This is a genomic window from Kitasatospora sp. NPDC032150 (assembly GCF_055579945.1).
Genome location: NZ_JBVIMH010000012.1, coordinates 80,004 through 106,882, shown reverse-complemented (window position 1 = coordinate 106,882; position 26,879 = coordinate 80,004). Strand labels below are relative to the sequence as shown.

Annotated in this window: 24 protein-coding genes and 1 pseudogene; 14 read left to right on the top strand and 11 right to left on the bottom strand. The window is 73.5% G+C overall.

The genetic code is table 11. The features are described from left to right. Positions 1–52: 52 nt before the first annotated feature. Entirely contained in the window at positions 53–556 is a 504-nt protein-coding gene (locus ACZ5ON_RS16475) for a hypothetical protein (protein ID WP_465592091.1), read from the bottom strand. Between the two features lie 414 nt (positions 557–970). Between ACZ5ON_RS16475 and ACZ5ON_RS16470 the strand changes: the two are divergent. Beyond that, positions 971–1,227: pseudogene (locus tag ACZ5ON_RS16470) on the top strand (aldo/keto reductase); the annotation flags it as partial. Between the two features lie 50 nt (positions 1,228–1,277). Here the strand turns inward: ACZ5ON_RS16470 and helR are convergent. From helR to ACZ5ON_RS16445, 5 genes are all read right to left on the bottom strand, one after another. Next, entirely contained in the window at positions 1,278–3,443 is a 2,166-nt protein-coding gene (gene helR / locus ACZ5ON_RS16465) for an RNA polymerase recycling motor ATPase HelR (protein WP_465592088.1), read from the bottom strand. Between the two features lie 378 nt (positions 3,444–3,821). Then, entirely contained in the window at positions 3,822–4,493 is a 672-nt protein-coding gene (locus ACZ5ON_RS16460) for a response regulator (protein WP_465592086.1), read from the bottom strand. Beyond that, positions 4,490–5,809 (bottom strand): sensor histidine kinase, encoded by a 1,320-nt coding sequence (locus ACZ5ON_RS16455; RefSeq protein ID WP_465592083.1) that lies wholly within the window; start codon positions 5,807–5,809, stop codon positions 4,490–4,492. The genes ACZ5ON_RS16460 and ACZ5ON_RS16455 overlap by 4 nt, the downstream gene beginning before the upstream one ends. 10 nt (positions 5,810–5,819) lie before the next feature. Next, a complete protein-coding gene (locus ACZ5ON_RS16450; protein WP_465592080.1) occupies positions 5,820–6,986 on the bottom strand; it encodes an acyltransferase family protein in 1,167 nt (388 codons plus the stop codon). Next, positions 6,979–7,944, bottom strand: coding sequence for an alpha/beta hydrolase (locus ACZ5ON_RS16445; RefSeq protein WP_465592077.1), 966 nt, complete (start codon positions 7,942–7,944; stop codon positions 6,979–6,981). Before ACZ5ON_RS16445 ends, ACZ5ON_RS16450 begins: the two co-directional genes overlap by 8 nt. A 434-nt stretch (positions 7,945–8,378) precedes the next feature. On the opposite strand from ACZ5ON_RS16445, the gene ACZ5ON_RS16440 reads away from it, so the two are divergent. Further along, positions 8,379–10,229, top strand: coding sequence for a 2'-5' RNA ligase family protein (locus ACZ5ON_RS16440; RefSeq protein ID WP_465592074.1), 1,851 nt, complete (start codon positions 8,379–8,381; stop codon positions 10,227–10,229). A gap of 68 nt (positions 10,230–10,297) precedes the next feature. Here ACZ5ON_RS16440 and ACZ5ON_RS16435 read toward each other — a convergent pair whose 3' ends face one another. Beyond that, on the bottom strand, positions 10,298–12,148 hold the full coding sequence (locus tag ACZ5ON_RS16435; protein WP_465592072.1) for an ABC transporter ATP-binding protein: 1,851 nt from the start codon (positions 12,146–12,148) through the stop codon (positions 10,298–10,300). A 115-nt stretch (positions 12,149–12,263) separates the two neighbouring features. Then, positions 12,264–12,488, bottom strand: a complete 225-nt coding sequence (locus ACZ5ON_RS16430; protein WP_465592069.1) for a hypothetical protein — start codon at positions 12,486–12,488, stop codon at positions 12,264–12,266. Positions 12,489–12,733: 245 nt separating this feature from the next. On the opposite strand from ACZ5ON_RS16430, the gene ACZ5ON_RS16425 reads away from it, so the two are divergent. The 9 genes from ACZ5ON_RS16425 to ACZ5ON_RS16385 all read left to right on the top strand — a co-directional run bounded on the left by ACZ5ON_RS16425 (position 12,734) and on the right by ACZ5ON_RS16385 (position 20,714). Further along, the gene (locus tag ACZ5ON_RS16425; RefSeq protein WP_465592066.1) at positions 12,734–13,261 is read left to right on the top strand and encodes a SixA phosphatase family protein; all 528 of its coding nucleotides are present in this window, start codon (positions 12,734–12,736) and stop codon (positions 13,259–13,261) included. Between the two features lie 103 nt (positions 13,262–13,364). Continuing rightward, on the top strand, positions 13,365–14,657 hold the full coding sequence (locus tag ACZ5ON_RS16420; RefSeq protein ID WP_465592063.1) for an aspartate aminotransferase family protein: 1,293 nt from the start codon (positions 13,365–13,367) through the stop codon (positions 14,655–14,657). A 301-nt stretch (positions 14,658–14,958) separates the two neighbouring features. Beyond that, positions 14,959–16,488 carry an MFS transporter gene (locus tag ACZ5ON_RS16415; protein WP_465592060.1) on the top strand — a complete coding sequence of 510 codons (1,530 nt, stop codon included), beginning with the start codon at positions 14,959–14,961 and terminating at the stop codon, positions 16,486–16,488. A 57-nt stretch (positions 16,489–16,545) separates the two neighbouring features. Further along, entirely contained in the window at positions 16,546–16,680 is a 135-nt protein-coding gene (locus ACZ5ON_RS16410) for a phosphodiester glycosidase family protein (RefSeq protein ID WP_465592057.1), read from the top strand. 108 nt (positions 16,681–16,788) lie between these two features. Beyond that, positions 16,789–18,033 carry an MFS transporter gene (locus ACZ5ON_RS16405; RefSeq protein WP_465592054.1) on the top strand — a complete coding sequence of 415 codons (1,245 nt, stop codon included), beginning with the start codon at positions 16,789–16,791 and terminating at the stop codon, positions 18,031–18,033. 23 nt (positions 18,034–18,056) lie between these two features. Continuing rightward, entirely contained in the window at positions 18,057–18,269 is a 213-nt protein-coding gene (locus tag ACZ5ON_RS16400) for a hypothetical protein (protein ID WP_465592051.1), read from the top strand. A gap of 96 nt (positions 18,270–18,365) precedes the next feature. Next, positions 18,366–19,697, top strand: coding sequence for a bifunctional folylpolyglutamate synthase/dihydrofolate synthase (locus ACZ5ON_RS16395; RefSeq protein WP_465592048.1), 1,332 nt, complete (start codon positions 18,366–18,368; stop codon positions 19,695–19,697). 160 nt (positions 19,698–19,857) lie between these two features. Then, the gene (locus ACZ5ON_RS16390) at positions 19,858–20,334 is read left to right on the top strand and encodes a GNAT family N-acetyltransferase (RefSeq protein WP_465592045.1); all 477 of its coding nucleotides are present in this window, start codon (positions 19,858–19,860) and stop codon (positions 20,332–20,334) included. Positions 20,335–20,339: 5 nt separating this feature from the next. After that, entirely contained in the window at positions 20,340–20,714 is a 375-nt protein-coding gene (locus ACZ5ON_RS16385) for a hypothetical protein (protein WP_465592042.1), read from the top strand. Here the strand turns inward: ACZ5ON_RS16385 and ACZ5ON_RS16380 are convergent. Further along, complete coding sequence (locus ACZ5ON_RS16380; RefSeq protein ID WP_465592038.1) at positions 20,661–21,263, bottom strand: TetR/AcrR family transcriptional regulator; 603 nt, start codon at positions 21,261–21,263, stop codon at positions 20,661–20,663. The genes ACZ5ON_RS16385 and ACZ5ON_RS16380 overlap by 54 nt on opposite strands. A gap of 133 nt (positions 21,264–21,396) precedes the next feature. Here ACZ5ON_RS16380 and ACZ5ON_RS16375 point away from each other — a divergent pair, with 133 nt between their 5' ends. Further along, a complete protein-coding gene (locus ACZ5ON_RS16375) occupies positions 21,397–22,215 on the top strand; it encodes an alpha/beta fold hydrolase (RefSeq protein ID WP_465592035.1) in 819 nt (272 codons plus the stop codon). Positions 22,216–22,431: 216 nt separating this feature from the next. Here ACZ5ON_RS16375 and ACZ5ON_RS16370 read toward each other — a convergent pair whose 3' ends face one another. Next, entirely contained in the window at positions 22,432–23,058 is a 627-nt protein-coding gene (locus tag ACZ5ON_RS16370; RefSeq protein ID WP_465592032.1) for a PepSY domain-containing protein, read from the bottom strand. Positions 23,059–23,198: 140 nt separating this feature from the next. On the opposite strand from ACZ5ON_RS16370, the gene ACZ5ON_RS16365 reads away from it, so the two are divergent. Further along, entirely contained in the window at positions 23,199–23,876 is a 678-nt protein-coding gene (locus ACZ5ON_RS16365; RefSeq protein WP_465592029.1) for a response regulator transcription factor, read from the top strand. 239 nt (positions 23,877–24,115) lie between these two features. After that, on the top strand, positions 24,116–25,519 hold the full coding sequence (locus ACZ5ON_RS16360) for a sensor histidine kinase (protein WP_465592026.1): 1,404 nt from the start codon (positions 24,116–24,118) through the stop codon (positions 25,517–25,519). 82 nt (positions 25,520–25,601) lie between these two features. Here the strand turns inward: ACZ5ON_RS16360 and ACZ5ON_RS16355 are convergent, their stop codons facing one another. Beyond that, complete coding sequence (locus tag ACZ5ON_RS16355; RefSeq protein WP_465592023.1) at positions 25,602–26,750, bottom strand: ABC-2 transporter permease; 1,149 nt, start codon at positions 26,748–26,750, stop codon at positions 25,602–25,604. Between the last annotated feature and the right edge of the window lie 129 nt (positions 26,751–26,879).

Here is a 26,879-nt window from a genome sequence, read left to right as displayed (position 1 = left end):
AGGGTCCGGAGAGCCCAGGGCGCATGAGACGCGAGACCGAGAAAATCTCGTCCTACAACGGCAGGCGGTAGACCAGACGGATCTGGTTCGCGGGGTCGGTGCGCGCCCAGTCGACCTCCCAGCCGAGCGGCGCGGCGACGGCCGCCACCCCGGCGGCGCCGGCGAGCCGGTAGTCCTTCGGCCGGAGCTCGATGGCGGCCTTGGTCTCCTGGTATGGATCGCCCTTCCTGGCGGCCCGGTCGCGACGCTCACGCGCCGCGTTCAACATCGTGGAGCCCTTTGCCTGGATGGTCTTCCGTGCCCGGTCCGCCCACTGCTCGGGCGTTCCTCGGCGCTCCAGGCGGAACCGCTCGATCGCGTCCTTGCCGGCCTCGATGATGCCTCCATCGCCGCCGTCGCCGGAGCCGAGGAGCGCGCCGACGAACGTGACCACCAGCAGCAGGTAGCGAGGGGCCAGCCAGAACACCCAGAGCAGGACGAAGTGCGTCCACACCCCGACCGCCGACCGCCTGGGCAGCGGACCGGCATCCGGCCGCGGCGCTTCCTGGTACGACATGGATCCCCCCGAAGATCAACTACTGATCCCCGCAGCATAGGCGACCGCTCATCGCTCCAGCACGTCATGGGGCGCCTGGGCCTTCCGTTTCAGGGACGAGGTCCAGTCCCAGGGGCGGCCAGGGTCGCCGGGCGCAGTGCCGTGGTGCCCCAGCGGGCGCGCTGGAGGCCGAGGCCAGCGTGGATGCCGTAGAGGCGCCGCGCAGGGTGGGGTGTGGTCGGTGGGCTCGCGCAGGGTCCGGGAGCGGGTGGGTTCCTGGTGGTGCTCAGGCCGGTTCGGGCACCGGATCCAGTAGCAGGAGGCGCCGCACGGAAGGCACTTGCTTCAAGTACACTTGAACGCCCTAACGTGACGGGCATGACGGTGATCGACATCGACAGCACCCCCGTGCAGGCCCCGCCCGTGGACGTCTGCGTGGAGCGCAGCGCGGTGGGCGCGGCCGCCGAGCTCCAGGTCGCCTTCGTGCCGTACTCGCCACTCGGCCGCGGCTTTCTGAAACGGTGCCTTCGCCGCTGCCGCGCTACACCGGCGACGACGCCAGGGCGAACGCCGCGGCCAGCCGGATCACGCTGTCCTCCGAAGAGCTGGCGCTGCTGGAGCCGATCGCCGGCCAGGTGGCCGGCGACCGCTACGCGGACATGTCCCTCACCTCCGCGGCCCGCGAGGCGTAGGTCATCAGGTTCCTCACGACGTAGGGCGGTTCACGCGGCCCTGACCGGGGTCAGGAGCTCGTGAGGATGACGAGCTCCTGCGTCGCCCGGGTCATCGCGACATAGCGGTCGACCGCTCCTTCGACGCCCTCGCCGAACGTCTCCGGGTCGAGGAGGACGACCAGGTCGAACTCGAGCCCCTTCGACAGCTCCGGGGTCAGCGACCGGATGCGGGACGTCGCCCGGGAGGTGTCGACTGCGAGGTCACCGGTGCCGATGACGCAGGCGATCCCTTCGGCATGGGCTTCGAGCCAGCCGTCGAGGATCGAGTCCAGCTCCGCGACGGATCCGTGGAGGACGGGTACGCCGCTGCTGCGGATGGAGGTCGGCACGTTGGCGTCCGGGAGTGCGGCTCGGATGACCGGCTCGGCTTCCGTCATGACCTCTTCCGGCGTTCGGTAGTTGACGCTCAGGGAGGCCAGGTCGATCCGGTCGAGCCCGATCCGTTCGAGCCGTTCCTGCCACGACTCGGTGAACCCGTGCCTGGCCTGGGCGCGGTCGCCGACGATGGTGAAGCTGCGGGAGGGGCAGCGGAGCAGCAGCATCTGCCACTCCGCGTCGGTCAGTTCCTGGGCCTCGTCCACGACGATGTGCGCGAACTGGCCGGCCAGCCGGTCCGGGTCGACGCCGGGCAGGGCGGTCTCGTCGATCAGGCTGTCCTGCAGGTCCTGTCCGCGCAGCATCGTCACCGCACCCTCACCGTCGTCATCGGACTGGAGGATGTGGTCGATGACGTCGGCCATGCGCTCGCGTTCGGCGGCGACGGCGGCCCGGTGCCGGCGCTTGCGCCGGGCCGCCTCCGGGTCGCCGAGCCGCTGCCGTGCCGCGTCCAGGAGCGGCAGGTCGGACACCGTCCAGGCCTGGGTGTCCTTGCGCCGCAGCTTCCGGACCTCGTCGGGGCTGAGCCAGGGAGCGCACATCCGCAGGTAGGCGGGGACCGACCACAGGTCCGAGACGAGGTCGGCCGCTTCGATCAGCGGCCACGCGCGGTTGAGGGTGGTGACCAGTTCCTCGTCCTGCCGCAGCGACCGCCGGAACTGCTCGGACGGGACGTGCTCGTCGTCCAGCTTGTCCAGCAGGATCGCGGCCAGCTCGTCCCAGATCTGCTCGCGCGCCTCGTTGTGCGGAGTACCCGGGTCCGGTGCGTCGAACGCCTCGGCCCAGTCGTCGGCGCTCAGCCGGATGTCGGCCCAGTCGGTCGTGACCGTCATCCCTTCGCTGGGCGGCTCCTCGTAGAACCTGACGGCCTTCTCGATCGCCTTCACCATGTCCGCGGACGACTTCAGGCGGGCGACGTCCGGGTCGGTCTCGACCGCTGCTCCGGCTCCCTCGGCGACGAGGTCCCGCAGGGTGCAGGTCTGCACGCCCTCCTCGCCGAGGCTGGGGAGGACGTCGGCGACGTACGCCAGGTAGGGCTGGTGCGGACCGACGAACAGCACGCCGCCCCGGCGGTGACCGAGGCGCGGGTCGGAGTAGAGCAGGTGGGCGGTGCGGTGAAGGGCGACGACGGTCTTCCCCGTACCCGGGCCGCCGTCGACGACGAGGGCGCCGCGGGATCCCGCCCGGATGATGGCGTCCTGGTCGGCCTGGATGGTGGCGAGCACGTCCCGCATCCGGGCCGACCGGTCGCCGCCCAGGCTGGCGATGAAGGCGGACTGGTCGTCGAGCGCGGCGTGTCCTTCGAGCCCGTCGGCGCTGAACACCTCGTCCCAGTAGTCGCTGATCCGGCCGCGGGTCCAGCGGTACCTGCGGCGGCTCGCCAGACCCATCGGGTTGGCGTGGGTCGCGGCGAAGAACGGCTCGGCCGCGGGTGAGCGCCAGTCGAGCAGCAGCCGACGGCCCTCGCTCTCGGTGAGACCGAGTCGGCCGATGTACACGGGCTCGTGGTCGTCCGCGCTGACGATGTGTCCGAGGCACAGGTCCAGGCCGAAGCGGCGCAGGGCGCGCAGGCGACCGGTCAGCCGGTGGATCTCGACGTCCCGGTCCATCGCGTCCCGGCCTGCGCCGCCGGGCGCCTTGCGCGCGGCATCGAGGCGGTCGGACAGTTCGGCGATCGCCTGCTCGAGGCTCTCCGCGATGGCCGCGAAGTGCTGCTCGTCGCGGGCGGTCAGCATCGGGTCGGCCTTGGCGGCGAGGTGGTCGGGAAGGTCGAACGCGCTGATGGTCAAGGGGTTCACTTCACCGGCTCCGATCCGAGGTGGCTCCCGCGGAGTCCTGCTGCGCGCACACCCGCACCTCGGCGCCGACCGCCCGCAGCCGCAGCCGCACCGCGAGTCCCAGCGCCGGCTCGGCCTCACCTGGCAACCCACAAACCGACAAAACCACACGCACTTCGCAGCTCTCCCATTTCCGCAGGTCCTGGCCTTGGCCAGCGATTCTGCGGCATGACCGGGGCCTTGCCGCAAGCCCCCTGGTGCGCTATAAGTTGAGAGTGGCGGGGAGTGGGTGCTCCTCTTCTGCCGATACCGTCCGCAGTAGCGGACTCTCCTCATCTGGTCGCGGCATACCTGGCCCGCGCGGAGTCGACGCCCAACCCCTCGTACCGGCACGGCAGTTCAGTACCCGCTCGGGCGGACCAGTCCCGTCTCGTAGGCGAAGACCGCGGCCTGGGTGCGGTCGCGCAGGCCCAGCTTGACCAGGATCCGGCTGACGTGGGTCTTCACGGTCTGCTCGGCGACCACCAGGCGCTCGGCGATCTCCGCGTTGGACAGGCCCTGGGCGATCAGGGAGAGGACCTCGGTCTCGCGTTCGGTCAGCTCGCCGACGCGGCCCTTGAGCGGGGCGCGGGGAACGCTGGTGGTGCGGGAGAACTCGGCGATCAGGCGCTTGGTTATGCTCGGGGCGAGCAGCGCGTCGCCGGCCGCCACCACCCTCACCGCCTGGGCGAGTTCGGCGGCGGAGGCGTCCTTGAGCAGGAATCCGGAGGCACCCGCCCGAAGCGCCTCGTAGACGTACTCGTCGAGGTCGAAGGTGGTCAGCACCAGGACCTTGACGGTGGCGCCCGCCGGGTCGGTGATCCGGCGGGTGGCCTCGATGCCGTCGAGTTCGGGCATCCGGATGTCCATCAGGACGACGTCGGGGGCGAGTTCGGCGACCTTGGCGATGGCGTCCAGGCCGTCCACCGCCTGGCCGACCACCTCGATGCCCGGTTCGGCGTTGAGCAGCACCGTGAATCCCTGACGGACCATCATCTGGTCGTCGGCGATCAGCACGCGGATGGTCGTCATGGGTGTCCTCGGCGGGGTTCGGCGGACGGCTTCGGGGTGTCTGCGGGCAGGATGGCGGTCACTTCCCAGCCGCCGTCCGGGGTGGGGCCGGTGGCCAGTTCGCCGCCCAGCATGGCAGTTCGCTCGCGCATCCCCAACAATCCGTGGCCGGCTCCCTGGGAGGGCGGGGCGGGTCGATCGGGGGCGGTGTTGACCACCCGTATGGCCAGACCGTCCGGCTGATGGCCGAGTTCCACCCGGACCGCGGCACCCGGTGCGTGCCGCATCGCATTGCTGAGCGCCTCCTGCACGATCCGGAAGGCCGAGAGTTCGACGCCGGGCGACAGCGGGCGGATCTCTCCGGTGGTCTCGGTGGTGACGGTGAGTCCGGCGCCCCGGACGTTGCCGACCAGCTCCTCCAGCCGGTCCAGGGTTGGCTGCGGGGTGTAGCGCACCCCATCCGCCAGGGCGTCCTCCGAGCGCAACACGCCCAGCACCCGGCGCAGTTCGGCCAGTGCCTCGACGGCGTTCTGCCGGATGCCGGCCAGGTTCTCCTTGAGCTCCTCGGACGGGTTCTCCACCAGGTGCGGGGCGACCTGGGCCTGGATGGAGATCACCGACATGTGGTGGGCGACCACGTCGTGCAGCTCGCGGGCGATCCGGTTGCGCTCCTCCAGCAGGGTGCGCCGGGCCCGTTCCTCGGCGGTGATCTCCTCCTGCTCGACCAGCTTGGTCCGGGCCACCTGGCGGCCGCGCAGCGAGGCGCCGACCAGGACGGCGATGGTGAGGACCAGGATGTCGGGACGGCCGAAGTGCGCGGCGCCGTTGCAGGCCAGGCCCACCGCCAGACTGACCGCCAGCGCCTCGACCGCGACTCGGGGCGTGATCGCCAGCGCCGCCAGGAACAGCACCCCGGCCTCCAGGGCGAGCCCGGCGGCGTTCATGCGGTCGGGGTTGCGGCCGGCCCAGACGAGGAACGGATCGATCGGGACGGGCCGTGCGAGGAGCGCGCCCATTGCCATCGCGGCCGTCGACGCCCACCAGGCCAGCAGCGGGCGGAACAGCACGAGCAGCAGCGCCGCCGCCTGGACCACCGCGAGCAGCGGGCCGACGGTCCGGCCCAGGAAGTACTGGTTGACCAGGAAGTTCGCGTCGGCGATGCCCAGCAGGACCGCGGCGAACACCACCAGCACCACGATCGCCGGGAACCAGTGCCCGCCCAACCGCCTGGTGCGAGGCGTCGGTTCGAGCGCCGCCGTCCACAGGTCGTCACGCAAGGTGCCCGGCAGCGCCCGCAGGATACCGACCAGCCGATCCACCGTGTTCCCCCTCTTCACAAGATCCACTCTAGGCACGCGGCACCGCCGGCGACAGACCCGGACGCTGTTCGCGCACCACCCGGGTACCGCTCCGCTTCGGCTTCCGCTGCTCGTACGAGCGGAAGGCGGCCCAGCAGACCAGCAGCGCCAGCGCGAAGGCCGGCAGCCAGACCAGCCGGGCCAGCACCCAGCCGGCGCCGTCGGGGACGGTGTGCAGCCCGGGCAGTGCCTCCCCGCCGAGCAGGCCGATCGCGGTGACCGCCATCATCGCGGTCTGGTGCCACAGGAAGACCGTCATCGCGAACAGGTTCACCAGGGCCACCGCCGCCCAGAGGGCGGGGCGCCGCAGCACCCGCCGCAGCGGGCCGAGGAGCAACAAAGCCGCGCCGCACTGGGCGAGACCGAAGGTGACGGCCGCGAGGGTGAGCGGGCCGAGGTTGGAGACCGCCGCACCGGGCACTCCGACCATGGACGCCGGGTAGCCCGCCCACAGTACGAGTGCGACGGTGGCGGCCGTACCACCGAGCAGCAGCGCCCAGCCGGTGCCGCGGCCGCACAGCTCGCCCCGGGCCCAGGCCGCGCCCAGGCAGTACGGGACCAGCCAGCCGGCCAGCTCGTTGAGGTAGCCGAGCCCGGCGGGAGCGCCCAGGTGGAACCGGGCCAGGTCCACCAGCACCACCAGGGCCAGCGGCCACAGCGGGTGCAGCCTGGCGACCAGCGGGGTCGCGGCGGTCAGGGCCGCGAAGACCAGCAGGAACCAGAGCGGGGAGACCGCCAGCTTGGCCAGCGTGTGCACGGTGTCCTGGCCGACCCCCGAACCGAGCATCGCGACCGTCGCCACGGTCCACACCGTCAGCAGGGCGGCGACCGGCCGGAACAGCCGGGCCATCCGGGCGCCGAACCACCGCCGGTAGGTGGTGCCCCGGGCGCGGGCCGAGGCGTAGCTCTGCGCGCCCACCTGGCCGCCGACCAGGAAGAATACCGCCAGGGTCTGGAACAGCCAGGAGACGGGCGCCAGTTGGGGCAGGTACCGCAGCGGGCTGGCGCCGTGCAGGGTGCCGCTGTCGGAGACCAGGGCGGTCACCAGCCAGTGGCCGAGCACCACACCGAGGATGGCGAGGGCGCGCAGTGCGTCGACGGCGCGGTCGCGCTCGGGCGGGGTGGCGGAGTCGATCCGCCGGACGAGCTCACGCATGGCCGCCCTCCTGGGCAGGGATGAGGCCGGAGACGATCCGGGCGATGTTCCGCAGGGACACGGAACCGGGCTTGAGGTAGTCGCTGTGGCCGCCGTCGCCCGCCGGGAAGACGCGGGCGCCGAACGCGGGCGAGATGGGGTCGGCACCGAGTCCGACGGTGGCGAAGGGGAGGCGGAGCCGTACGTGGGGCAGGTCGCCGACCCAGTCGCCGCCGCCCCGGCCGGCCCAGACCCTCGCCCTGGCGTGCAGCGCGGCGGCGTCGGGGTAGCCGGTACCGGGGCTGCCGAACAGGACCAGGTCCGCGACGTCCAGCCCGGACGCGGCCCGGGCGCAGACCACGGAACCGTAGGAGTGGCAGAGCACGGAGATCCGGGCGGCGGGCACGGCCGAACGCAACTGAGCTGTGAAGCCGAGCAGTTCGGGCGCGGCGCCGGCGCCGAGGCCGGTGGTCAGCACGTCGGGGCTCAGCAGGCTCGGTGTCCGGTACCCCAGCCAGGCGACCACGGCGGAACGGCTGCCGAGCTGCCGCTGGAGTGCCAGCGCACCGTCCCGGAACCGCCCGTACCGGTCGAGGTCGGTGTCCGAGCCCGGAACCAGCACGGCGACCCGCTCGGCGTCGGACAGGTCACCGAAGACCTCCGCGGCGCGTCCGCCGTCGCGGCCGTCGAAGGAGAGGAAGTGCCGCGCCGGATCGGCCATGGCGGTCAGGTCGGCGGCCCGCTCCCGGTCGCCGTGCGCGGCGGCCGCCCGCGACGCTGCCCGGATGTCCGTACGCGTCGTGGCGTACCGCTCGGCGAGCGCGGTGGGGGTCGCGGCGCTCAGCGGCGCCAGCGCGGTCGGGACCGGCGCCGGGACCGCCGCCGGACCGGCCGCGCCCGCCAGCGGCAGCGCCACCGAGGCGGCGACCAGGGCGGCGAGCAGGGTGCGCCGCAGGCGGCTTGACGGGCGTGACGCCATGTCGGGTGGTCCTTCCGTGCCGGAGGTCTGTCGTGCTTCCGGCACCGAAGCTATGGATCGCGCCCTGTGACCGGCGTCCCTCCGAGGAGCGGACCTGCCGTGTAGTCCTGAAGTACTACGGGTAGGAGCTTCGGACTGTCGGTCCGTCAATCCCGCTGGTCCGACCGGTCATACCCGGGTCCCGCGCCGGTCACGGGCCGGGGCGGCGGGCCGCCGGGGGCGGATGACAGGGCGGACGGATGAGGGTTCGGTCGGGGGTCGATCCGCCGGACGACGGCTGCTCGCCGTCCGCTCGGGGCTCTTCGTGACCGGCCCGCTCGGGGCTCCCGGCTGGACCGGCCCCCACCTGCGACCGGAGGGGCTGCGCCGGGCCGCCCCGGCCGCCGGGTGGCTCCCGTGGCGCGGACGGGCCGGTGGTGTCGGACGATGACCGTGTGGAACGGGATCCCGGTTCCGGCGGGGCCGAGCCCGCCGACGTCCTCGACGCCGCGCCGACGCCGCGCACGGCCGTGGCCTGGCTCCCGCCCGAGGAGCTCTGGCCGGTGATCCAGGACATCCGTTTGGAACACGACCCGCAGATCCGCCGGTGGCCGCCGCACGTCAACGTGCTGTTCGGCTTCGTGCCGGAGTGCGACTTCGAGCGGGCGGCCCCGCTGCTGACCGCCGCGGCGGAACGGACACCGCCGTTCACCGCCCGGCTGCACGGGGTGCGCAGCTTCCGGCACCGGGACTACTCCACCGTCTGGCTCGACCCGGCCGCGGCCGGCGGGGCGCCGTGGGCCGCGCTCCACCGGGCGCTGGTGGAACGCTTCCCGCGCTGCCACGGCCGGGCCCACGGCTTCACCCCGCACCTGTCGCTCGGCCGGAGCCGGCACCCGCGGGAGCTGGCCGCCGAGTGCGCCGCCCGGCTCGGCTCCCGGTCGGTCCGGGTCGGGGAGCTGGTCCTGCTCTCCCGCCGGGGTGAGGAGCCGATGCGGCCGCGCGCCACGGTCGCGCTCGGCAGCGGCGAGCTCCTGTGGCTGGCCGACCCCGGGCTCGGCGACCCGGTCCCCGACGGCTCCGGCCCTGGCGGGCCCGCCGGGGAGGACGACGCGGCCGAGGCCGACCGCGTCGTAGGGCGGATCCGCGCGGCGATCGGCGAAGGAGTCGTCCATCTCGCCGGTCCACGGCGGATGGGCTGCGCCCCGGCCGGAGCCGCGCTGGACCTGGTGGCGGCGCTGCCGGGCACCGTCGAGACCGCCGGGGTTCGGGCGCGCATCGCCGCTGCGCTGCCGGACGCCTCCCGGGTGCGGCAGGTGACCGGCGCCGGGGTGCCGGGCCTGCGCCTTCGGGTCGCCGGGCTGGACGTGGACCTGGCGGTGGTTCCCACCGGCGGTCTCGCCCCCGCCGAGGCGGTGGCCCGCCGCACCGAGCTGGGCGAGGCGGCCGCGGTCGCGCTGAGCGCGGTCAGCGACGCGGACGCGGTACGGGCGGCGGTCGGCGGCAGCCAGGCCGCCTTCGCCCGGCTGGCCCGGCGGGTGAAGGCGTGGGCGAACGCGCGCGGCCTCGACGCGGCCCCGTTCGGCGGGCTACCGGATCTGGCCTGGTCCGTACTGGCGGCCCGGACGGTCCGGGAGGCCGGCGTCCCCACGGCCGGCGTCTCCACGGCAGGCGCCCCCACGGCAGGCGGCCGCACGGCGAACGGCCTCACCGCCGACGGCCTGCTCCGGCGTTTCTTCGCCACCTGGGCGGCCTGGGACTGGCGGGAGCCGGTCGGGCTCACCGCCACCGCCGTACCGCCGCCGGGGGCGGGCGCGGGCGCGGTGGCGGTCATGACGCCGAGCGATCCGGTGCGCAGCTGCACCGGACAGGTCGGCGACGGCGGCGCGAAGCTGCTGGCCCGCGAGCTGTACCGGGCCCGGGAGATCCTGGAGGTGGCGGCGGCCACCGGCGCCGACCCCTGGCCCGAGCTGCTCGCTCCCCCGCCCCTGCACCGCCGGCACGCCGCCTGGGCGGTGGTGACCGTACGGCCGCCGCGCGCCGGCGACCCGGAGGACGCCCTGGGCCCGGTCCGCGACCGCATGCCGGCCCTGCTCGGCGCGCTGGCCGGCGCCGGGGCACCGGACGCGCACGCCTGGCCCCGCCCGTTCGAGGCCGGCCCGGCGGTGTACCGCTTCGCGATCGGCCTCGGCCGCACGCCACCGGTCCCGGCCCGGCTCGCCGGTATCACCGAGGGGTGGCTCCGGGACCTGCCCGGCGTGGCGGTCGACCTGGCGGAGTGCGGCGCGGTACCGACCCTGCGCTGACCGCAGGGCGTCGGGAAGACCCGCTGGCAGCCGGGGCGGCACGGTCATCGGTCCGCCGTGCGGAGGGCTCAGGAGGCGGACCTCACCGGGGCGTCCGGTGGGTGGTGCAGCCGGTGGAGGGCGGCGTAGGCGGGGCTGCGGGCGAGGAGTTCGTCGTGGGTGCCGTGACCGGCGAGCCGGCCCTGTTCTAGTAGGACGATCTGGTCGGCGTCGCGGACGGTGAGCAGGTTGTGCGAGATGATGACCGTGGTGCGGCCGGCCATCAGCAGCCTCAGCGGGCCCATGATCCGCCGGGTCGACTCGGCGTCCAGGCCCGTGGTGGGCTCGTCCAGGACGAGGACGGGGGCGTCCCGGATCATCGCGCGGGCGATGGCCAGGCGCTGGCGCTGGCCGCCGGAGAGCAGTCGGCCGCGCTGGCCCACCACGGTGTCGTAGCCGTCCGGGAGCAGGCTGATGAACTCGTGGGCGTCCGCCGCCCGGGCGGCCGCCCGGATCTGGGCCTCGCCGGCCTCCGGGCGTCCGTAAGCGATGTTCTCCCGGACGGTGCCGTGGAAGACCAGGGTCTCCTGGAGCACCACCGCGACGTTCTCGCGCAGCTCGGTGAGGGCCAGCCCGCGCAGGTCGAGACCGTCCAGCCGGACCGCGCCGCCGTCCGGGTCGTAGAAGCGCAGCAGCAGCTTGGCGACGGTGGACTTGCCCGCACCGCTGGCGCCGACGAGGGCCAGCGTCTCCCCCGGCGCCACCTTGAAGGACACACCCGAGAGCGCGGGGACTTCCGTCTCCGGGTAACGGAAGGTGACGTCGTCGAACTCGATCCCGCCCTGGGCGCGGCCGATCGCCCGGGGGACGGCCACTTCGGTCACCTGCGGGCGCTGGTCGAGCAGTTCGATGATCCGCTCGGCCGCGGCGGAGGCCGCGTAGAAGGTGGTGCCGAGTCCGGACATGCCCTGGATCGGGCCGTAGAGCCTGCTCAGCAGGGCGAGGAAGACCATCAGCCCGCCGAGCGTGAGCCGTCCGTGCACCAGCTCCCAAGCCCCGAGACCCATCACCACCATGCCGCCGAGCAGTTCGATGAAGTCGACCGTCGGCCCGTAGAGCGCTCCGATCCGGGTGGAGGCCATCGCCGCGTGGTACCGGCCGACGCTCTCGCGCTGGAACCTGGTGTGCTCCCAGTCCTGGCGGTTGTACGCCTGGACGAGCGCGATGTTGCCGAGTGACTCCTCGGTGACGGCGCTGATCGAGCCAGCGCGCCTGCGGCGCTCGCGCGAGGCCGCCCGGATCAGCTTGGCGAAGCGGCGGGCGGTGAGGAAGAACAGCGGTGCGGCGACCAGTGCGGTCAGCGTCAGGTCCCAGCGCAGCACCAGCAGTACGCCGACGTAGATGCCCAGCCGCATCACCTGGCTGACCGCGTTGACGAGCCCGGAGAGCAGGAAGGTCTCGACCGCGTCGACGTCACCGGTCACCCGGGACAGCACGTCGCCGAGCCGCCGCCGTTCGAAGAACCCCAGTGACAGGCCCTGGATGTGCCGGAACACGTCCGACCGCAGGATGAGCAGGAAGCGCTCGCTGACCCAGGTGGAGGTCACCCGGCCGGCGAAGCCCAGCACCCCGGAGAGCAGGGCCAGCACGACGTACGCGAGGGCGATCGGGAAGAACAGGCTCAGCCGGTGCGGGATGAGCATGTCATCGATCACGATCTTGAACAGCCAGATCTCCGCCGCCTCGATCGCCGGGCCGATCGCGACCAGGGCCAGCAGCACCGCCAGCCAGCGGCGGCCGCCCTCGGTGTACGGCCAGAAACGCCGGAAGATCTCCCGGAGCGCAACCGGTGGTGCGGCGGCGACAACCGCGGGGTCGGAGGTCTCGGCGACCGTGAGAAAGCGTCGCAGCACGGACCGTACGTAGCGTTTCCTCGTCATGTCACGGTCTTCCCGCTCGCCCCCGAATCCGGCCCCGATCCAGCGGCAAGGCCGGGCATGGATGCCCGGCCCGCTCTCGGAACGGATTTGTCATTTGCTCAACTGCTAGCGACAACTAGTCCCAGTAGTCGTCCCAGTCGCCGTAGCCGCCACCGCCGTAGCCGCCGCCACGACCACCGCCGTGGCGACCGAAGTCGTCATAGTCGCCGTAGTCGCCGCCGCCACCGCCGCCGTGGCGACCGAAGTCGTCATAGCCGCCGTAGCCGCCGCCACGACCGCCATCGCCACCTCCGCCGCCCTCAAAACGGCCGAAGGAACGGAAACTTGCGAGGAATGCCATGATCAGACCTTCTTTCCAAGTCCTTCTCAATCCATCGTCATCCTCGATTCGGGGATATACAAGCGCAGAGTATGAGGAATGTGAACGTTTGATGATTTAGCCAGAATGTCCCAATTGACGGACCACTGACACAATCCCAGTCCAAGATCCGCTCGTATCGAAGTGTGTGGCGAGCCGTCATCCGGTGCCGTCGTCCGGGCCCCCGTCGGGCTGCCGACGACGCGCCGCCGGTAGAGCATGGGGGTATGAGCGAGCAACCGCCCCGACGGCTGGTCGTGCTGCGGCACGCCAAGTCCGCCCGGCCCGAGGACGTGCCGGACCGCGACCGGCCGTTGGCCCCGCGTGGCCGCCGCGACGCGGACCGGGCCGGCGACTGGCTGCGCGCCCTGGACCTGCTGCCCGATCTGGTGCTCTGCTCGCCGACCCGGCGCACCCGGGAGACCTGGGAGCTGGTCGCGGCGCGCTGGGCCACGACGCCCGCCGTGGAGTACGACGAGCGGCTGTACGGCACGCAGTCCGAGGAGATCACCGCGGTACTCCGCGAAGTGCCCCCGGACATCAGGACACTCCTCTTGGTCGGGCATCAACCCGCCGTCCAGGAACTGGTCCTGGACCTCGCCGCGGAGGCGGTGGGCGACCGGCTCACGAGGCTCCGGGAGAAGTTCCCGACCTGTGCGGCCGCCGTCCTCGAACTCTACGCACCTTGGGACCGGTTGGCGCCCGGTTCGGCTCTGCTGCGGGACTTCGTCGTACCGCGCGACGCCGAGGACTGAACTCCCGCAAGGCTGCGACAGCGGCAGTGTGACCCGGGTAACATCGCGACACGGCCTGACCGATGGGTCGGTTCGCCTGCCCGAGAGGAGAGCGAGACCTGACATGTCGGAACTGTTGGATCGGCACCGCGCAGTCCTGCCGGCCTGGCTGGCGCTCTACTACGACAGCCCGCTGGAGCTGGTGAGCGGCCGGGGGTGCCGCGTCCAGGACGCCGACGGGGTGAGCTACCTCGACTTCTTCGGCGGGATCCTCACCAACATGCTCGGGTACGACATCCCCGAGGTGCGCCAGGCGGTGGAGCAGCGGCTGCGGACGGGCGTCGTCCACACCTCCACGCTGTATCTGATCCGCTCCCAGGTGGAGCTGGCGGAGAAGGTGGCGCGGCTCTCCGGCATCCCGGACGCCAAGGTCTTCTTCACCAACTCCGGCACCGAGGCCAACGAGACGGCCCTGCTACTGGCCACCCACGCCCGCCGCTCCGACCAGGTGCTCGCCCTGCGCAACAGCTACCACGGCCGCTCGTACGCCGCCACCGCCGTCACCGGGAACCGGAGTTGGAAGAACTCCTCGCTCTCCCCGCTGAACGTGCACTATCTGCACGGCACCGACCGCGAGCGGTTCCCGCACCTCTCGGAGAGCGAGTACCGGCGGTTCTGCGTGGAGGACCTGCGCAGCTGCCTGGCCACCGCCACCGCGACCGACGTCGCCTGCCTGCTGGTCGAACCGATCCAGGGCGTCGGCGGGTTCACCGCCGCACCGGACGGGCTGCTGCGGGAGTTCAAGCAGGTGCTGGACGAGTACGGGATCCTGCTGATCTCGGACGAGGTGCAGACCGGGTGGGGCCGCACCGGGGAGACGTTCTGGGGCATCCAGGCCCACGGAGTGACGCCGGACGCCATGACCTTCGCCAAGGGGCTGGGCAACGGCCTGGCGATCGGCGGCGTGGTGGCGCGGGGCGACCTGCTGGACGGCCTCCCGGCCAACGGCATCTCCACCTTCGGCGGCAACCCGCTGTCGACGGCGGCCGCCTCCGCCACCCTGGACTACCTGCTGGACCACGACCTCCAGGCCAACGCCCACCGGCTCGGCGGCAAGCTGATCAGCGGCCTGCGGGCGGCGACCGAGAAGCTCTCCGTGGCGGGCGCGGTCCGGGGCAAGGGCCTGATGTTCGCGCTCGACCTGGTCGACCCGGACGGCGGCCGGCCGAGCCCGGCGCTGGCCGCCGCCGCGCTGGAGGAGACCAGGAAGCGCCGGCTGCTGGTCGGCAAGGGCGGGCTGCACGGCAACACGCTGCGGATGGCACCGCCGCTCACGCTCAGCGAGGCCGAGGCCGAGGAGGGCCTGTCGGCCCTGGTCGACGCCCTCGAAGCGGTGGACCGCGCCCAGGCGTCCTGACGGCACGCAGACCCGGCGTCGGGGCACCCGCTGCGGCGGGCCTCCCGACGCCGGGTCGGGCCGTGTTGAGCCGCGCCCCAGCTTGACCCGGTACAGCACCAGCGCCGGGGCGACGTCCGTGACCAGCGGGGCGACGGCCCCGGGCCGCACCTCGCCACGGGCGACACCGCGGCCGAGGATCTCGGCGATCAGGCAGACCGGGGGTCCACCACCCGGGCGAGCACCAGCTCCAGGAAGGTGCCCAGCACGGCGATTGTTCTAGTGAACGCCGTCGTTCACCTCCAGCCCCCAGGGGACCGCCATGGCCTCTTCAGCCGCCCTGGCAAAGGCTCCTCCCGCACGCGCGAGACGCGGCCGGCACCCAGGGATCGCCCTCACCGTGATCGCCGCCGCCCAGCTGATGGTGGTGCTCGACATCACCATCGTGAACATCGCGCTGCCGCACATCCAGCGGGCCCTGGCGTTCTCCACCACCGACCTCTCCTGGGTGGTCAGCGCCTACACGCTGACCTTCGGCGGCCTGCTGCTGCTCGGCGGCCGCGCCGGGGACGTCCTCGGCCGCCGCCGGGTGTTCACCGTCGGCGTGCTGCTCTTCGGTCTCGCCTCGCTGCTCGGCGGTGTGGCCGGCTCCGGCACCTGGCTGCTCGCCGCGCGTTCGCTGCAGGGCGTGGGCGCCGCCATCGCCTCGCCCACCGCGCTCGCGCTGATCGCCACCAACTTCGCCGAGGGGCAGGCCCGCAACCGCGCCTTCGGGGTGTACTCGGCGGTGGCGGCGGGCGGTGGTGCGGTCGGGGTGCTGGCGGGCGGCATGCTCACCACCTGGCTGTCCTGGCGGTGGGTGTTCTTCGTCAACGTGCCGATCGCCATCGCCATCGCGCTGCTGGCCCCGCTCTACATCAACGAGTCCGAGCGGCGCCCCGGTCACTTCGACCTGGTCGGCGCGTTCACCGCCACTCTGGGCACGGCCTCCCTGGTGTTCGGCTTCATCCGCGCCTCCGAGCACGGCTGGACGAACTCCTGGACGCTCACCGCGTTCGCCGCCGCGCTGGTGCTGCTGCCGTGCTTCCTGCTGCACGAGCGGCGCACCGCGCAACCGATCACGCCACTGCACCTGTTCCGCGACCGGAACCGGTCCGGCAGCTACGCGATGATGCTGTGCCTGGCCGCCGCGATGTTCAGCGTGTTCTTCTTCATCACCCTGTTCGTGCAGGACGTCCTGGGTTTCAGTCCGCTCCGGGCCGGCTTCGCCTTCCTGCCGATCAGCGTGGCGATCGTGATCGCCGCGCAGACCGCGGCCCGCAACCAACTGCGCTTCGGCGCCAAGCCGTTCCAGGTCACCGGCGCGCTGCTGGTGACGGGCGGGGTCCTCTGGCTCACCCGGATCTCCCCCACCAGCGGCTACGCCGACGGGGTGCTCGGCCCGACGCTGCTGTTCGGCTTCGGCATGGGCTCGCTCTTCGTCCCGATGATGCTGACCGCCGTCTCCGGAGTGGCCCCGTACGAGACCGGGGCGGCCACCGGCACCCTCAACGCCACCCAGCAGGTGGGGGGTTCGCTGGGCCTGTCCATCCTGGTGACCGTCTTCGGAACGGCGAGCCTCCACGAGGCCGTCCGGCAGGCGGCCGAACTGCTGCGCGACGGCACCCCGCTGCAGTTGGCGCAGTTCCGGGCGACCGGCCGGCTGCCCGCGCCGTACGCCCAGCAGGTCCTGGTGCACGGCATCGCGAGCGCGTTCACCGCGGGGCTGATCTTCGCCGTACTCGCCGTACTGATCGCGCTGTTCGTGATCCGGGTCCGTCCGCACCCCGCTCCGCCGGCCCGTCGGCGGTGAGCCGACGCCCTGGACGAGGAGGCCAGGGCGCTGCGCGGCCTCGGCGCCACCGACGCGATGAACCTCGGCGGCGGCGGCTCCTCCGCGATGTACACCGCTCGCACCGGGCTGGTCGGCCGCCCCTCCGACCCGGCCGGCGAACGCCCGATCGGCAACGCCCTGCTCGTCCTGCCGCCGGCGGCGCGCCGCTGACGGCGGCTCCCCGGCCGGGTCCCTCGCCCGGTCCGGGACCGGGCGGCTCCGCCCCGGCGGCCGGAGCGGTTGCCCTCGACCAGGTCGAGGGCCCTACGGTCGGCGGCCATGGCGACTCTCGAAACCTCCCGGACCGTTGCGGACCGGGCGGTCCTTCCCCGTGCGTACCTCGTCTGGCTGGCCGGCACCCGGGCCTCGCTGGTGGGGGACGCGGTCCTGTACTTCGCGCTCGGCTGGGCGGCCAGCGCCCACGGCGGCGGGACGGGCGCGCTGGTGCTGACCGGTATCACGCTTCCGCGTACCGTGCTCCTGCTACTGGGCGGTGCCGTCGGCGACCGGTTCGGTGCCCGGCGGGTGATGATCGCCGGGGATGCCGTGATGCTCGCGGTGACGGTACTGCTGGCACTGGCGGGTCTGCGCCTCGCTCCGGCGCCCTGGCTGCTGACCGCGGTGGCCGCCGTGATCGGGACGGTCGACGCGTTCTACCTCCCGGCCAGCGCATCCATGCCCGCCCGCCTGGTGGCGAGGCCGCAGCTGCCCCGGGCGCTGGCCCTGCGGCAGGCCGGCGGCCAGGTCGCCTCGCTGCTCGGGGCGCCGCTCGGCGCCGTACTGGTCGCGGCCGCCGGGCTGACCGGAGCCGCCGCGATCGACGCGGTGACCTTCGCACTCGTTCTCGCGGTGCTGCTCCGGGTCCGGCCGGCCGCCGACGCCGAACCCCCCTCCCGGCAGGGGAACCTGCTCGCGGCGGCCGTCGACGGCGTACGACTCGCCGCCACGGACCCGGTGCTGCGGCCCGCGCTGCTGCTGACGGCGGTGGCGGCGGGCTTCCTGCTCCCGGTGGTGTCGCTGCTGAACCCGCTACTGGCCCGCGAACACGGCTGGGGCGCAGGAACCGCCGGGCTGGTCGCCGGCGGCCAGAGCCTCGGAACGCTCACCGTGGCGCTGCTGGTCGCACGGCGCGGTACCGTGAACCGGGTGGGCGTGGGCGCGGCGCTCGGTCTGTGCGGGGCCGCGCTCGGCATCGCGGTGCTGGCCGCCGCCACGACCGCCGCGGTCGCGGTACTCGGAGGAGTCGCGGTCGGCACGGGCTCCGGAATGTTCGCCTGCCACATCGGCCCACTGGTGCCGGCCAACGTCCCGGCGACCCACCTGAGCCGGGTGCAGGCGCTGCTCACCCTGGTACAGAGCCTGGCACTGGTCCTGGCCAACAACGCACTCGGTGCCCTCGCCGACACCGCGGGCGCCGTCACGGCCACCGCGCTGTGCGCAACCGCCGTGTGTGCGGCCGGAGTTGCGGGGATCATCTCGAAGCCGATCCGCCGTCTGCGGCAGGAGCGGGCGGCGGACGGCTAGTCCAGTGCACCACCGCATCCGCGTTGAACTCGACTTCCGCTGCTGGCAGTTGCCCCCGCCGTCGGCTGGCTGTCTACGGCTACGCCGACCGCAACGCACCCGGTCTCCACCCCGTCGAGTGGCCGCTCGCCCGGGTCGCGCTCGGCACCCTCGCCTTCCCGGTTCGGGCCCGGACCGAACGCACCCGGCCCTTCGCCCCCGGACCCCCTGACCGGCCGGTGGACGCCGCGGCCTGAGCGCGTTCCCCCTCCCGCGGATCCGGTTCCGGTTCCGGTCCGGCGGATCGGCCAACCACCGGCTGCCGCCCGGTCTTCGGTGACATGATTCCGCCCATGGACTACCAGGACTGCGCGGATCGCCTCACGGAGCTCTATGGGTACCGTCCCGAGGAGCGGGAGGCGCTGTTCCGGAACCTTCCGGCGTTGCTCGGGGCGCTCGGCCACCCGGAGCGCGAGCTGCGCGGGATGCTGGTGGTCGGGACCAACGGCAAGGGCTCGACCAGCGCGTTCGCAGTGTCGGCGCTGACCTCGACCGGGGCGCGCGCGGGCAGCATGCCGAGCCCGCATCTGCAGGAGCCCCGGGAGCGGATCCGGGTGAACGGCGTTCCGGTCACCCGCGAGGAGTACACGGCGGCGTTCACCGAGGTCTGCGAGGTGATCGGCCGGCACGACCTTCCCGTCACCGCGTCGGGCATGTGCTCGGCGACCGCCGCGGCGCACTTCCGGCGGGCCGGGGTGGAGCTGGCGGTCGCCGAGGCCAGCATCGGCGGGCGCTGGGCGGCGGCCAGGTTCCTCGACTTCGACGTCAAGGTGGTCACCGGGATCGCGCTCGACCACACCGAACTGCTGGGCGACTCCCTGGCCCTGATCGCGGAGGCCAAGGTCGGGGTGGTGCGCGACGGTGAACACGCCGTCCTGGGCCGGATCCCGCCCGAGGCGGCCGAAGCGGCCGAACGGGAGCTCGCCAAGCGGACGGGCCTGTCGGTGTGGCGAATGGACCAGGAGATCCGGTACACCGTCCACCCCGCCCCGGACGGCTCGGGGCCGCTGGTCGACGTCACCACCCCGCGCACCGCGCACCGCGGCCTGCCCTGCCCGCTGCCCGGCGCGCACCAGCACCACAACCTGGCGCTGGCGGTGGCGGCCGTGGACGCGCTGGCTGACCGCGGACACGTCCAGGACCTCGACGACGAACGGCTGCGCGCGGCACTGGCCGCCACCCGGTGGCCCGGCCGGCTCGAACTCCTCACCGAGGCCCGGCTGGACGACTGGACGGGCCGGGTGCTGCTCGACGGCGCCACCAACCCCCAGGGCGTCGCCACCGTCGCCCCGGAGATCCTGCGGCAGGCCGAACGCGGGAGCGGGCGCGCCGTGCTGGTCTTCGCCGCGATGCGGGGCAAGGACGTGGACGGCATGCTCGCCCCGCTGCCCGAGCACTGGCCCGTGGTCATCACCCGCACCGGGGCAGCGGAGGCAGCCGACCCGGACGCCCTGCGGGCCAGCCTCGCCCCGGGCCGGCGGACCTCCTCCGTCACCGCCCCGGACGCCGCCGCCGCACTGCGCCGGGCCGCCGAACTCGCCGGCCCCGACGGCCTGATCGTGGTGCTGGGCTCACTCCGCCTGGTCGGCGAGACCCGTACCGCACTCGGCCTGCCACCGGCCTGACCGGATGACGAGCAGCCCCGTCCCCGACGGCGGGACGGGGCCGGGCGCGCCACGCTCCGGCCTGCTACTGCCCGGGCGATCTGGCGCCGCGCCTGCGGTCCGTTCGCGGGCGGGCGCTTGATTCGTCGCACCCCTAGGCCGCGGTCGATAGGGTGCGGGCATGAGTTCGTCGCTCCGCCTGGAGAAGATCACCCCGGACAACGTGGAGGCCGCCTGCAACCTGCGGGTGCGCCCCGACCAGGAGGGACTGGTGGCCCCGGTGGTCCGGTCGCTGGCAGAGGCGTACGCGCAGCCGGAGACGGCCTGGCCCCGGCTGGTCTTCGACGGCGGGCGGCTGGTGGGCTTCGTGATGGCCTTCTTCGACGTCCGCTTCGATCCGGACGACCCCAAGGACGTGCCCAGGTCCGGGCTCTGGCGACTGAACATCGCCGCCGGTGAACAGGGCCGCGGATACGGCCGGTTCGCGGTGGAGGCGGTGTGCGAGGAGATCCGCAGGCGCGGGCAGACCCGGGTGACGACGACCTGGGAGCCGGGCGAGCACGGACCCGGGGAGTTCTACCGGCGGCTCGGTTTCCGCCTGACCGGGGAGACCAGCGGCGACCAGGTGGTCGGCGAGCTGGACTTGGCCGCTTTCTGAACCCGGTGACCGACCGCGATCGGCCCGCGCGGAGCACCGACACCCCGGCGACAGGTGCCGGCGGGCAGCCGGACCTGGACGGGATCGAGGCGCGCTTCACCACCCTCGTCGAGGGCCGCCTCAGCCGGGACGAGGCCGACCGCTGGGCCGGGCACTGGCTCGCCGACGACGGTCTCGTCTGGGACGAACTGCCCTACTGGGCCCTGGACTTGCCGTACGGAATCAACCTGCCCGCCGGCCCGGACGGCGAGCAGCTGCACAGCGACGGGCAACTGCGTTCCTGGCTGGCGGAGTTCCGGGTACGCCGAGCCGAAGCCGACGGACCGTCAGGATCCCTGGCCTACCTGGCCCCGCTCGAGAACGGCGACCAGAGCGCGTAGGCCCGCCAGGATCTCGGCGGGGGACGGTGCGCCGTCCGGGTCGCTCAGCGACTGCATCATGATCCCCGAGAGCAGGGCCATCTGCACCGCCCCGAGAGTGCGCGTCGCGGTCTCCGGGACGGCGTCCTCGGGGATGCCCAGCAACCCTGCGGTCACGCCCCGCCGCCCCTCGGCCTGGCCGGCGGCGATCTGTCGGCGCAGCCCCGGCGAGTGCTCGGCCTGGACGAAGGCCTCGACGCTGGCGACCCAGAGCGGGCGATGGGTGTCGAAGGTCCGGATGATCTGGGCCCAGGTGGCCTCGTACTGCTCGGCCGGGGTGGCGTCCGGGTCCACCGCCCCGGCCACCGCGCGGCCGATCTCCGCTCCCCACTCGTCGATGGCCTGGAGCAGGGCGGCGTTCAGCAGCTCCTCCCGGGAGCCGAAGTGGTAGCCGATGGCGGCCATGCTGACCCCGGCGGCCGACGCGATGTCACGGACGGTCGTGCGCGCATAGCCCTTGTCCTGCAGGCACTGCTTGGCCCCGGCGAGCAGATCCTCACGGTTTCCCATGGCCCGGATGATACCCGGGGGGTCGCACAGATGAATCAGACACATGTCTTAGGCGGGCGCCTTGCGCGTTTGCCTAAATCGCCGCTACGGTTGCGGCACAGACGGGAACGGACACCGGACACCGGGGGAAACCATGAGCCACGCCGCAGCACCGCAGCCGATCGACCACGTACGCGCCGAGCTGGACCTCGCGGGCCGCCGGCTCTCCTACCTCGACTTCGGCGGCAACGGCCGCCCGGTGCTCGCGCTGCACGGCCATCTGTCGGAGGGCCGGACCTTCGCCGCACTGGCCCGCGAACTGGCCCCGCAGTGGCGGATCATCGCCCCCGACCTGCGCGGCCACGGCGACTCGGAGCGGACGGCGGACTACTCCCGCGAGGGCTACATAGCGGACGTCGTCTCCCTGATCGAACACCTCGGGTTCGGACCGCTCCCGGTGCTCGGCCACTCCGGCGGTGCCATCACCGCCTACCAGCTCGCCGCCCGGCACCCGCACCTGGTCAGCGCGCTGATCAACGAGGAGGGCGCGGCCGCCATCCCGACCGGGGGCCCGAGCCCGCTCGCCTTCGTACTCGGCTGGCCCTACACGGCGCCGACCCGCGAGGCGCTGCTGGATGCGCTCGGCCCGGTGGCGGGACCGATGATCGGCGGCAATCTGCGCCGACTCCCCGACGGCAGCTGGCGCCTGCCCTTCCACCCGCAGGACACCGTCTCCTCCGAGGAGCAGGTGCACGGTGACCACTGGGACGAGTGGCTGGCCGGCGACTGCCCGGCGCTACTGGTCACCGGAACCCGACTGCCTTGTGTGGACGGCGAGTTGGCGCGAGCCATGGCGGAACGTCGGCCCGGCACCCGGCATGTCGCGCTGGACACCGACCACTTCGTCCACGACGGCGACCCGGCGGGCTTCGCCGGGGCCGTCCGCGAGTTCCTGGAGTCGCTCCAGGCGTGAGCGCCTGCGCCCGCCGATGGGTGCAGGGCATCGGCGGGCGCTCACCGGTCGCCGGTCACGTGCGTCCGTCGCCCGAGGGGCGCACCCACCCGGCCCGCCGCAGCGACGGGGAGGCCGCTCCGGGGGTGTGGCGGGCCGGGTGGATCCTCCCGGCACCGCGCACCGGGGGGCTGGGGCGCCGCTGGGCGTAGGGGCCCGGCGGCCGATGGGGGCAGGTCAGTGGCTGCCCGTCTCCGGCGAGACGATGGTGTTGCCGGTCACCGAGCCGGCCGCGCCGTCGATCGTGACCAGGTGGCGCACGCCGTCGGCGCCGAGCACCTCGACCGCCCAGGCGCTGCCGCCGCCCTGCTGGCCGACCGCCCGGAGCGTGTCCGCCTTGCCACCGGGGACGGCGGCGACGGCCTTGGCGAGTGCCTGGTCCGCCGGGACGGCCGGGAGCGGGGCGGGCGCGAGGTCGGCGGGCTCGCCACCGTAGCCGGCGCCGTCACGGCCGGCTCCGTCGCGGCCGCCCTGGCCGCTCCAGCCGTGGTCGTGGCCGTGCGAACGCCCGCCGCCCTTGCCCTCGCCCCCTTGGCCTTCGCCGTCACGCCCCGCGTCCTCGCGCCCGGCGGCGAAGTGGCCGTGCCGGCCGCCCTCGTGCTCCATCCCGTGGTGGACCACCGCGGCGGCACCGACACCGGCGACACCCAGCACGGCCACCGCCGCGCCCAGGGCCACCAGCCGGGGGCGGCGGCGCTTCGGCAGCCGCAGGTACCGGTCCCGGAGCGACGCCTTGGTCGCGGCCTCGCCGGTGGCGGCGGTGGCGGCGGAATCGATCGATCCCGGGGGGACGGACTGGGACATACTGGCGCTCCTCCTCACGGCTGCCGGACCCTCGCCGGCTGCAACGGCGCTCAGCATGGCCACGCATTGCTGAAGCCAGCCTGAAGCATCCTGAAGACCGCTTCAGCCGCCACCAGAACCGGTGTGCGACCCTGTACCGCGTGCGCGTACTGGTGGTGGAGGACGAGAAGCGGCTGGCCCAGGCCCTGCAGCGGGGTCTACAGGCCGAGGGCTTCACCGTGGACGTCGCCCACGACGGGAACCAGGGGCTGTGGCTGGCCATCGAACACGACTACGACGTGATCGTGCTCGACATCATGCTGCCCGGGCTCAACGGTTACCGGGTCTGCGCCCGCCTGCGTGCGGCCGGGAACGAGACGCCGATCCTGATGCTCACCGCCAAGGACGGCGAGTACGACGAGGCGGAGGCGCTGGACACCGGCGCCGACGACTACCTCTCCAAGCCGTTCTCGTACGTGGTCCTGGTCGCCCGGCTGCGCGCGCTGCACCGCCGGACCGGCCGCCGCCTCCCGCAGACGCTCGCCCTCGGCGACCTGGTGATCGACCCCGCGCGCCGTTCCTGCACCCGGAACGGGGCCGACGTCCGGCTCACCGCACGGGAGTTCGCGGTACTCGAGTACCTCGCCCGGCGGGCCGGCGAGGTGGTGCCCAAGCGCGAGATCCTGGACCAGGTCTGGGACTCGGCCTTCGAGGCGGACCTCAATCTGGTCGAGGTGCACGTCAGTGCCGTCCGCCGCAAGATCGACACGGCCTTCGGACGCTCGGCCCTGGCGACCGTCCGCGGTGCCGGCTACCGCCTGGCGGCCGACGGTGGCTGAGCTCCTCACCGGCCGGGAGGCACCCCGCCGGGCCGCGGGCAGCCGGGCCGAACCCCGCACGGGGGGCCGCTCCGGCGACCCGCACGCCGGGGCCCGTACACGCACGGGGAGCCGCTCCGGCGACCCGCACGCCGGGGCCCGTACACGCACGGGGAGCCGCTCCGGCGACCCGCACGCCGGGGCCCACACCCGCGCGGACAGCCGCGCGCACACTTCGCCGCGCTCGCGAGGTTGACCCGGTGCCGAGGATCCGCCTGAACCGTCCGCGCGCCCGCGCCCTGAGCGCCCAGCGCACCCTGCGCCGCCTGTGGCCCGCCTCCGTCCGGGCCAGGGCGACCGTCGGCGCCACCGCGGTCGTCGCGGTCGCACTCGGTGCGGGCGCCTTCTCCCTGCTCGCCATCCTGCACGCCAACCTGAGCCGCAACGCCGAGCGCGCCGCCGTCCAACAGGCCGACACCGTCGCACAGTTGGCCGCCCAGGGCCGGCTGCCCGACCTGGTGCCGCTGGCCCACGGAGCCGACTTCATCCAGGCCGTGGACGCTAGCGGCCGGGTGGTGGCCGCCAGCCAGAACCTGGCGGGCAAGCCGCCCGTGACCGACCTCCGCCCGGCCGACGGCGCCCTGCGGACCACCTGGTCCGGCGAACCGGTGGACGACGATCACGACCAACGCCTGGTCGCCGTCACCACTCCCACCCCCACCGGCCCGCTCACCATCTACACCGGCACCTCGCTGCGCGAGGCCGACGCCGCCGACGAGATCACCAAGGCCGCACTCGCCGTCGGCCTGCCACTGCTGCTCGGCACCGTCGCGTGGGTCACCTGGTGGGTCACCGGCCGGGCGCTGCGCCCGGTCGAGGCGATCCGCGCCGAGGTCGCCGACATCACCGAGCACCGGCTGCACCGCCGGGTCCCGGTCCCGGCCGCCGAGGACGAGATCGCGCGCCTGGCCCGCACCATGAACGCCACGCTGGACCGGCTGGAGGAAGCGGGCGCCCGCCAGCGCCAGTTCATCGCGGACGCCTCGCACGAACTCCGCAGCCCGATCACCGTGCTGCGCACCCAGCTCGAGGTCGCCATGGCCCACCCGGACCCGGCGCTCTGGCCCGACCTGGTCAAGGACGCGCTCGAGGACACCGTCCGCCTCCAGGACCTGGCCTCCGACCTGCTGCTGCTCGCCCGGATGGACGCCGCCGACCCCGTCAAGACCCACCCCCTCGACCTGGCCGAACTCTGCCGGGCGACCGTCGCCGCCCGCCACGGCGACCGGATCACCGTCCGGACCGAGCTCCAACCGGACATCACCGTGACCGGCAACCGCAGTTGGCTCACCCGGCTGCTCACCAACCTGCTGGACAACGCCCAGCGCCACGGCGAGCGGGAGATCCGGCTGACCCTGCGCACCGGCCCCGACGGCACCGCCGTCCTGGAGGTGCGCGACGACGGCCCCGGCATCCCGGACGCCGACCGCGACCGCGTCTTCGAACGCTTCACCCGCCTCGACGACGCCCGCAGCCGTGACCAAGGCGGCACCGGCCTCGGCCTCGCCATCGCCCGCGACATCGCCGCCCACCACTTCGGCACCCTCACCGCCGAGCCCTCCCCCCGCGGCGCCCGCCTGGTGGCCCGCCTCCCGCTCGGCTAGAGCACCCCGACCGGACGATCGCCCGGGCCACCCCGTCCGGCCCGGCCGGACGGGGTGGCCGCCCGCCGGGCCGGTTCGTAACTCAGACGCCGACAGCCTCCGCCATCTCCTCCTCTTCCTCTTCCTCCGCGACCTTCGAGTCCAGCCCATCGGCCTGCGCCCGCTCCAGCGGCACCCGGGCCGCCGGAGCCGACACCGCCCGCTGCCGCCGCTCGTGGACGCCGGCGACGGCCAGCATCGCCAGGCCCGCCGCGAACCACAGCGCCAGCGAGAGCACCCGGCCGCCGAGCCCCGCGCCGCCGTCGAAGTAGAGGATGCTGCGCGCGCCCTCCACGAACCCGGCGCCGTTCCAGAAGGAGTGCAGCGCGCCGAAGAAGCCGTTCTGCAGCTCGGGCTCGTAAATCCCGCCGGACGTGGTGAAGTTGAGCATCACGAAGAGCACCATCAGGGTCAGCGTGGTCCAGCGCTTGAGGAAGGTGTGCAGGCCGGTACCGACTGCGACGATGCCCGCCGAGTACAGCCAGCCGAGCGCCCAGATCGCGACACGGTGGTGGTCGACGATGTGGAACAGCGGGCCAGCGGTGGCGATTCCGATCACGCTGACCGCCAGTGAGGTCACCAGGCCGATCAGCGCCCGGACCCACATGCTCACCGCCGCGCCCGCCCCGCCGATCACCGCCACGCTGCCGTACGAGCCGATGCTCAACGCGACCAGCAGGAAGAAGATCCCCTGGCCGGTCGGATCGCCGGTGGCGAGCGGCGCCACGTCGGTGACGGCGAGCGGTACGCCCTGCGCGCTCGCGACGGTCCGGAAGACCGTCTCGGCGGCGATCGCGGAGGTGTCGGAGCCGGCCTTGGCGACCAGCAGTTCGGGGTGCCTCGGGCTCGGGACGAACGCCCCGGCCAGCTCCCGGTCGCGGAGTTGCCGCTCGGCGCTCTGCCGGTCGGGCAGCGTGGTGACGTCGAGGCCGTCGCCGGCCCGGTCCTTGACGGTCTGGGCCAGCACCTGGGCCTGCGGCGTGGTGCCGACCACGGCCACCTTCAGGTGGTGCGGCTCGGGCTGGTGGAAGGCACCCTGGTAGGCGAGCGCCATGCCCAGGCACATCAACAGCGGGGTGAGCAGGTGCACGGCGATGTGCTGGAGGCTGTGCCGCAGGCCCGGGGCACCCCGTCCGGCAGCGGTCGGCGCGGTGGTGGGACCGGGGCGTGCGGCCCGGTGGGTAGCGGTCATGGTCCGTGCAGTCCTTCTCGTCCGTCTCAGACCCGTCAGGCCGGGAAACCGAATCGGAAGGCCCAAGCCGAGAACCTAGTTGGTAAATGCAACCATCAGGCAAATATAGGTTGGCAAGTGCAACCGATC

Coding starts and splice junctions, on each gene's coding strand:
- ACZ5ON_RS16475 (WP_465592091.1), bottom strand. CDS start 556: ATGTCGTACCAGGAAGCGCCGCGGCCGGATGCCGGTCCGCTGCCCAGG.
- ACZ5ON_RS16460 (WP_465592086.1), bottom strand. CDS start 4,493: ATGACGACCATCCGCGTGCTGATCGCCGACGACCAGATGATGGTCCGT.
- ACZ5ON_RS16450 (WP_465592080.1), bottom strand. CDS start 6,986: ATGCGTGAGCTCGTCCGGCGGATCGACTCCGCCACCCCGCCCGAGCGC.
- ACZ5ON_RS16445 (WP_465592077.1), bottom strand. CDS start 7,944: ATGGCGTCACGCCCGTCAAGCCGCCTGCGGCGCACCCTGCTCGCCGCC.
- ACZ5ON_RS16435 (WP_465592072.1), bottom strand. CDS start 12,148: ATGACGAGGAAACGCTACGTACGGTCCGTGCTGCGACGCTTTCTCACG.
- ACZ5ON_RS16430 (WP_465592069.1), bottom strand. CDS start 12,488: ATGGCATTCCTCGCAAGTTTCCGTTCCTTCGGCCGTTTTGAGGGCGGC.
- ACZ5ON_RS16425 (WP_465592066.1), top strand. CDS start 12,734: ATGAGCGAGCAACCGCCCCGACGGCTGGTCGTGCTGCGGCACGCCAAG.
- ACZ5ON_RS16420 (WP_465592063.1), top strand. CDS start 13,365: ATGTCGGAACTGTTGGATCGGCACCGCGCAGTCCTGCCGGCCTGGCTG.
- ACZ5ON_RS16415 (WP_465592060.1), top strand. CDS start 14,959: ATGGCCTCTTCAGCCGCCCTGGCAAAGGCTCCTCCCGCACGCGCGAGA.
- ACZ5ON_RS16410 (WP_465592057.1), top strand. CDS start 16,546: ATGAACCTCGGCGGCGGCGGCTCCTCCGCGATGTACACCGCTCGCACC.
- ACZ5ON_RS16405 (WP_465592054.1), top strand. CDS start 16,789: ATGGCGACTCTCGAAACCTCCCGGACCGTTGCGGACCGGGCGGTCCTT.
- ACZ5ON_RS16395 (WP_465592048.1), top strand. CDS start 18,366: ATGGACTACCAGGACTGCGCGGATCGCCTCACGGAGCTCTATGGGTAC.
- ACZ5ON_RS16390 (WP_465592045.1), top strand. CDS start 19,858: ATGAGTTCGTCGCTCCGCCTGGAGAAGATCACCCCGGACAACGTGGAG.
- ACZ5ON_RS16380 (WP_465592038.1), bottom strand. CDS start 21,263: ATGGGAAACCGTGAGGATCTGCTCGCCGGGGCCAAGCAGTGCCTGCAG.
- ACZ5ON_RS16375 (WP_465592035.1), top strand. CDS start 21,397: ATGAGCCACGCCGCAGCACCGCAGCCGATCGACCACGTACGCGCCGAG.
- ACZ5ON_RS16370 (WP_465592032.1), bottom strand. CDS start 23,058: ATGTCCCAGTCCGTCCCCCCGGGATCGATCGATTCCGCCGCCACCGCC.
- ACZ5ON_RS16355 (WP_465592023.1), bottom strand. CDS start 26,750: ATGACCGCTACCCACCGGGCCGCACGCCCCGGTCCCACCACCGCGCCG.